This is a genomic window from Aurantimonas coralicida DSM 14790 (assembly GCF_000421645.1).
GTDB classification, from domain to species: Bacteria; Pseudomonadota; Alphaproteobacteria; order Rhizobiales; family Rhizobiaceae; genus Aurantimonas; species Aurantimonas coralicida.
In genome coordinates this window covers 1-6,432 of sequence record NZ_ATXK01000029.1, presented here as the reverse complement: position 1 = coordinate 6,432, position 6,432 = coordinate 1, and the positions used below count along the sequence as shown (strand labels likewise).

5 protein-coding genes and 3 pseudogenes are annotated in these 6,432 nt (G+C 64.1%); 6 read left to right on the top strand and 2 right to left on the bottom strand.

The annotated features are described in order from the left end of the window. From H536_RS24120 to H536_RS0122020, 6 genes and pseudogenes are all read left to right on the top strand, one after another. Nucleotides 1-492: pseudogene (locus H536_RS24120) on the top strand (transposase); the annotation flags it as partial. Between the two features lie 36 nt (nt 493-528). Continuing rightward, nucleotides 529-837, top strand: coding sequence for a transposase (locus tag H536_RS25565; protein ID WP_425304063.1), 309 nt, complete (start codon nt 529-531; stop codon nt 835-837). A 195-nt stretch (nt 838-1,032) separates the two neighbouring features. Further along, a pseudogene (gene tnpB / locus H536_RS22985) lies at nt 1,033-1,379 on the top strand (IS66 family insertion sequence element accessory protein TnpB). Nucleotides 1,380-1,450: 71 nt separating this feature from the next. Next, nucleotides 1,451-3,100 (top strand): IS66 family transposase, encoded by a 1,650-nt coding sequence (gene tnpC, locus H536_RS0122030; protein ID WP_024352465.1) that lies wholly within the window; start codon nt 1,451-1,453, stop codon nt 3,098-3,100. A 3-nt stretch (nt 3,101-3,103) separates the two neighbouring features. After that, a complete protein-coding gene (locus H536_RS0122025; RefSeq protein ID WP_024352464.1) occupies nt 3,104-3,328 on the top strand; it encodes a hypothetical protein in 225 nt (74 codons plus the stop codon). A gap of 45 nt (nt 3,329-3,373) precedes the next feature. Next, nucleotides 3,374-3,988 (top strand): annotated as a pseudogene (locus H536_RS0122020) (DDE-type integrase/transposase/recombinase); the annotation flags it as partial. A 574-nt stretch (nt 3,989-4,562) separates the two neighbouring features. Here H536_RS0122020 and istB read toward each other — a convergent pair. Both istB and istA read right to left on the bottom strand, forming a co-directional pair. Beyond that, nucleotides 4,563-5,291 (bottom strand): IS21-like element helper ATPase IstB, encoded by a 729-nt coding sequence (istB, locus tag H536_RS0122015; RefSeq protein ID WP_024352462.1) that lies wholly within the window; start codon nt 5,289-5,291, stop codon nt 4,563-4,565. Further along, the coding region (istA, locus tag H536_RS0122010; RefSeq protein WP_024352461.1) for an IS21 family transposase at nt 5,291-6,432 on the bottom strand (1,142 nt) is incomplete at its 5' end. The genes istB and istA, both read right to left, overlap by 1 nt.

Sequence of the window (6,432 nt, the reverse complement as noted above, 5' to 3'; positions counted from 1 at the left end):
CCCGGGATGAGCGTGTCCTTCGTAGCGCGGCAGGCAGGCGTCTGGCCGTCGCAGCTCTTTGCCTGGAAGCGTCGGATGCTGGAGGGCGGACATGCGGCCGTCCAGGCCGACGAAGACGTCGTCGGCACGTCGAGGGTCCGCGATCTGGAAAAGCGGGTCCGCGACCTTGAGCGGCTGCTCGGCCGCAAGACGATGGAGAACGAGATCCTGAAAGATGCGCTCGACTTCGCTCGCCCAAAAAAAACGGACATCGCCCTTGCTGTCCTGGAGCGATCCCGTGGGCGGTATACGGTGAGCGCCGTGGCGCGGACGCTTGACGTCGCTCGTTCCCAGATCAACGAGCGACGCGGCAGGACGGTGAAGCCGCGGGGCCCGTATCGCAAGGCCGAGGATGCCGAATTCCTGGCGCCCATCCGGGCTATCGTCGACGCCCGGCCGACCTATGGCTACCGGCGCGTCACAGCGCTGTTGAACCGTCGCCTGCGGGCGGAATGCCGTGTGCCTCCGGCGTGAGCCGCCTTGCGAACTGTGGATGAGATCGTTGTTTTTGCGGCGTGGTGTGGTGACCACGGTGCAAGAAATGAGGATATCCACGTGACCTACCATCGGATCGATCTTGTTCGGGATAGCGGCCGCCGTCGACACTGGCCGACAGCCTTGAAGGAAGAGATCGTGATGTCGGCACTGGAGGAGGACGCCAGCGTGGTGGCGGTCGCCCGCCGGTACGATGTAGATCCATCGTCGATCTGCCGTTGGATCCGAAAGTTTCGTTTGGATGCGCAGGATCGGGGCCGACCTTCCTGCCTGTTGCGGTGTCCCCGAGATCGAACCCCCTGAGGGACCGGAGCAGGATCGGGATGCTGGCGCTGACGCTCGTCCTTGCGAGCGCCAGCGTTGCGTCGAGATTGAGCTGTCTGGCAACCGGGTTGTCCGGATCGATGCGGAGATTGACGCCCGCGCCCTCGCCCGCATTCTCGATGTGGTCGATCGATTGAATTCGCCGTCGGCCTGTTCGAAGACGAGAATGGGAGAATGATCCCGGTCCCGAGCGGGGTACGGGTCTGGCTGGCGACGGGGCACACGGATATGCGCAAGGGCTTCCCGCGCCTGTCGCTGTTGGTGCAGGAGTCGCTGAAGCGCGATCCGAACAGCGGCCATCTGTTCTGCTTTCGTGGTCGCAGAGGCGATCTTTTGAAGATCATCTGGCATGATGGCCAGGGCGTCTGCCTTATACGAAACGGCTCGAACGCGGGCGCTTTCTCTGGCCTTCCGTCGCCGATGGCGCGGTGACGATATCGCCGGCGCAGCTCGGTTATCTTCTGTCTGGAATCGACTGGCGGAACCCCCAAAAAACCTGGAGGCCAACCTCGGTTGGATAGGCAAAAGCGTTGCATTGCAGGGCTTTTGTGGCAGAATCGGTGTTGTCACGATCTGCTTAGAGCCCTCCATCATGGCTGCCGCGCCGGATGATATCGCCCTTTTGAAAGCCGCGCTTGCGGCAGCGGAACGGCGCGCTGATCTGGCCGAGCGCGGTCGCGACGAGGCCGTTGCGAATGCGGCGCGGGTCAAGGCAAAAGTCTCCGGCGCCGAGGCGCTCATCGCGCATCTGACACTGGAGATCGAGAAGCTCAGACGCGAACTTTACGGCACGCGCTCGGAACGTAAGGCCCGCCTTCTCGACCAATTGGAAATGCAGCTCGAGGATGCCGAGGCGGCTTTGAGCGAAGACGAGCTGGTGGCGGAACAGGCCGCGGCGAAGACCACGACAGTGAAGTCCTTCGAGCGGCGGCGCGGTGGTCGCAAGCCATTCCCCGAGCATCTGCCGCGCGAGCGTGTTGTGATGCCGCCCCCGACGACCTGTGCCTGCTGCGGTTCGGATCGGCTGCGCAAGCTAGGCGAGGACGTGACCGAGACCCTGGAGGTGATCCCGCGGCAGTGGAAAGTGATCCAAACGGTTCGGGAGAAGTTCACCTGCCGCGAATGCGATAAGATCACCCAGCCGCCGGCGCCGTTTTATCCAACGCCGCGGGGCTTTCTCGGTCCGAGCCTCCTGACGATAATCCTGTTCGACAAGTTTGGACAGCACCAGCCGCTAAACCGGCAGTCGGAGCGCTACGCCCGCGAGGGGATCGATCTCTCACTGTCGACGCTGGCCGATCAGGTCGGCGCCTGCACCTTCACGCTTCGCCCGCTTCACGATCTGATCGCGGCCCATGTCCTGGCTGCCGAACGTCTGCACGGCGACGACACGACCGTGCCGATCCTGGCCAAAGGCAAGACGGTGACGGGGCGGGTCTGGACTTACGTTCGCGACGACCGTCCCTTTGGCGGTCAGGCACCGCCGGCGGCCTTGTACTTTGCGTCCCGCGATCGAACGGCCGGGCACCCTGAACGTCATCTGACGGGCTGGACCGGCATTCTCCAGGCCGACGCCTACTCGGGCTATGGGCGGCTCTATGCCACTGAGCGAAGTCCGAAGCCGCTGACCCAGGCGCTGTGCTGGAGCCACGCGCGCCGCAAGTTCTTCGAGCTTGCCGTCATCGGCCAAAGCGCCCGGCGAGGAAAGAACGCCGCGCCGATCTCGCCCATGGCCCTGGAGGCAGTGAAGCGGATCGATGCCCTGTTCGATATCGAGCGTGCCGTCAACGGCCTATCCGCCGATGATCGCCTGGCCATCCGCCAGGAGAAAAGCCTGCCGCTCCTCGCCGAACTCGAAACGTGGATGCGCACCGAACGGGCGCGCCTGTCGCGCCATGCCCCGGTCGCTAAGGCCATGGACTACATGCTGACCAAGTGGGACAGCTTCGCCTGCTTCACGACAGATGGCAGGGTTTGCCTCACAAACAATTCGGCGGAGCGAGCGCTCAGGGGCCTGGCCCTGGGCCGCCGCTCATGGACCTTCGCCGGCTCCGATCGCGGCGCGGACCGCTGCGCCTTCATGCTGACGCTGATCATGACGGCCAAGTTGAACGATATCGACCCGCAGGCCTGGCTCGCTGACGTCCTCGCCCGCATCGCTGAAACACCGCAGAACCGGCTTGGAGAACTGCTGTCCTGGAACTGGTCCGCCGAAAGCACGCCACAACAGGCGGCGGCCTGAGCTATGGCCGCAATCTCCCATGTTCATACGATCCAACGGGCCGCCGAAATCCTCGGCCGAAACGAAGAGCTCTTATGGGAGCTATCCGACCAGCTCGAACCCGAAGAGGGCGTCATATGGATCATCGATACCGATGGTCGCCAAACGCTCGCCTTGACCGAGGCCGGTATCGACGCGCTTCGTGACATCATCGCCGATCAGATCAAAGGCGCACCAAAGACTACGTGAAATCGAGCCTGCGGCCTACAGCGTATGCGTACGGAATGCCGCCCGGCGGTCAATGCAAAGCGGGTGCTGAGGATCATGCAGCATCATGGCCTGACGCTAGAGCGCCATACCGCCCGGCGGCCTGGCCGAACCCATGACGGCGTCGTCATTGCGCTGCGGTCGAACGTGCGCTGGTGCTCAGACCATCTGGAGATCCATGCCAGGAACCGCGAAGTCGTGCGCATTCTCTTCGTCCTGGATGCCTGCGACCGCGAGATCATTACCTGGTCGGCCGTGGCGCAGGCCGGCATCTCCGGCGAGATGGTGCGCGACCTCATGGTCACCGCCGTCGAGCGCCGCTTCGGCACGACCAAGGTGCCACAACCCGTCGAATGGCTGTCGGACAACGGCAGCGCCTACATTGCCAAGGATACCGCCGACACCGCCCGGGCCCTCGGCCTGACGCTGCTCTTCACGCCCGTCCGCAGCCCGGAGTCGAACGGTATGTCGGAAGCCTTCGTTAAAACGCTGAAGCGCGACTACGCCAGCATCACCGCCCTGCCGGACGCCGCTACCATTCTCGCCTTGCTCCCCGACTGGATCGAGGATTACTGCGAGGTCCATCCGCACTCAGGCTTGAAGTTCCGATCGCCGCGAGAGTTCATCAGGCTCAGTGCCTAAACCCAACCGCCGCATGTCCGGCGAAACGGGGTCCATATGTGGACGCCCCCTTGGCAAGAGCTCTCTGACGATTCTGTCGATCGATCGGTTGCAGCCATGTCCGGCCTGTTTGTGCAGCCGGAGTGGCTGCAGGCCCAGATGCTCTCTGCGAACCGGATCCCTTATCACTCCATCGCGCTTGAAGACGCTGGACCCCACGGGGTCTTCCGATTCCGGCACCACCGATTGGCATCAATTGTCCTTTGCCCTTCCCAATCCTCTCGCGAACGCTCCCGTCCTGGCCGTCTTATCTTCAGGCAGGCGCGGCGCGGTAGGTCTCGTGCCGGGTCAGGGCCTCGTGATGAACCAGAAGAAGCTGCGGCGCCTCTACCGCGAGGAGAATCTGCAGGTGCGCCGCCGTGGCGGTCGCAAGCGAGCACTAGGCCCGCGCAGGCTGTCAAACGGCCTTCAAAATTGACCCCCGATCGGCGTCCAAAATTGCCCCCCTAGGGCGATGGCTGCTTGCCCGGGCCGAGCGGATCGGAGCCGGAGGCGAAGAGGAGATCGGACCGGGCGCGTTCTGTGCTGGAAGGGCTCAGAGGCGGTGCTTGAAGCGCCAGCTCTCGTTGCCGGTTTCGACGATGTCGCAGTGGTGGGTCAGGCGGTCGAGCAGCGCGGTGGTCATCTTGGCGTCGCCGAAGACGGATGGCCATTCGCCGAACGCCAAATTCGTCGTGACGATCACCGAGGTCTGTTCGTAGAGCCGGCTGATCAGGTGGAACAGGAGTTGTCCGCCAGACTGGGCGAAGGGCAGATAGCCGAGCTCGTCGAGAACGATGAAGTCCATCCGCGTCAGGTACTCCGCCATTCGGCCCTGGCGGCCAGCACGCCCCTCGGCCTCGAGCCTGTTAACGAGATCGACTACATTGAAGAACCGCCCGCGGGCGCCGGATCGAATGCAGGCCCGGGCGATAGCGATGGCCAGGTGGGTCTTGCCGGTGCCGGTGCCGCCGATCAGAACGGCGTTGCGCTGATGGGCCATGAAGTTGCCGGAGGCGAGATCGCGCACCAGCGTCTCATTGATCGGCGTGTCGTCGAAGACGAAGTCGTCGATGTCTCGGGCAAGCGGCAACTTGGCGATGGTGATCTGGTATTTGATCGAACGCGCCTGCTTCTCGGAGATCTCCGCCGTGAGCAGATCGCCGACGACACGGCTCGGTTCGTGCTGGCGCTTCACGGCGGTGGAGATGATCTCGTCGAAGGCTGCCTTCATGCCATAGAGCTTCAGCTCGCCCATGGCGCCGAGGATCTCGGAGCGTTCCATCACACTGCTCTCCTGAGGTTGTCGTAGCGGGCGCAATCAGCCGCCGGCTCGTGGTTAAGGCGAAGCGCGTCCGGGGTCATGATGGTGATCGTGGGGGCGGGCTCGCGGGCTCTCGCCAGAACGTTGAGGATCACGTCCGCCGAGTGGACGCCTTCACCGAGCGCCTCCGCGCAGGCGGCCTCGACGGCAGGAAGTCCATCGCTCAGCACCGCGGTGAGGATGGCGACCATCTGGCGCCCGCCGTCAGGTGCAGTGCCGAGCTTGCGCCGGACGCGCTCGAGGCTCGCCGGCAGGATCCAGTCCTTGAACGGCGCGCCGTTACGCAGGGCGCCGGGCTTCCGCGCCAGAACCGGCACATAATGCCAGGGATCGTAGATCGTCTGATCCCGGCCGAAGCAGCGGGGGTGTTCACCGACAACCCGCCCGTCCTGACGTAGCTCGATGCGATCGGCATAGGCGCGGATCTCGACCGGGCGTCCGACAGCGCTGGCGGCGACGGAGTAGCGATTGTTGTCGAAGCGCACGAGACAGGTCTTCGATACCGATGCTGGCACCGCATGGAAGCCGTCGAAGCGACCGCGATAGGAGACAAGCTTCGGCCGCTCGGCCTCGAACACCTCCCAGACCGTCTTGTCGCGGAACTCGGGGTGGCGATGGGCCTTGGCGAAGGCGATCGTGCGGTCGAGCACCCAGGCGTTCAACTCCTCATAGCTCTTCACCCGCAGACGCGGCGCAAAGAAGCGCTCACGCACCAGGCCGACCTGGTTCTCGACTTGGCCCTTCTCCCAGCCCGATGCCGGCGTGCAGGCCACGGGCTCCACCAGGTAATGACCGCACATCTGGAGGAAGCGTCTGTTGTAGGCGCGCTCGCGGCCGACGAAGATCGTCTCCACCGCCGTCTTCATGTTGTCGTAGATGCCGCGCGTGCAGGCGCCTTTGAAGAAGGCGAAGGCCCGGTCGTGGGCGTCGAACACCATCTCCTGGCTCTCGCGGGGATAGGCCCGCACGAACAGCATCCGCGAGTGACAGAGCCGGACGTGGGCGACCTTCACGGTCACAGTCGTGCCGTTGATCAGAACGACCTCGTGGCTCCAGTCGAACTGGTAGGCTTCTCCCTGATCGAAGCTCAGCGGCACGAAGG

Bases quoted from the DNA above. Each gene is read 5' to 3' on its own strand.
- tnpC (WP_024352465.1), top strand. From the start codon at position 1,451: ATGGCTGCCGCGCCGGATGATATCGCCCTTTTGAAAGCCGCGCTTGCG.
- H536_RS0122025 (WP_024352464.1), top strand. From the start codon at position 3,104: ATGGCCGCAATCTCCCATGTTCATACGATCCAACGGGCCGCCGAAATC.
- istB (WP_024352462.1), bottom strand. From the start codon at position 5,291: ATGGAACGCTCCGAGATCCTCGGCGCCATGGGCGAGCTGAAGCTCTAT.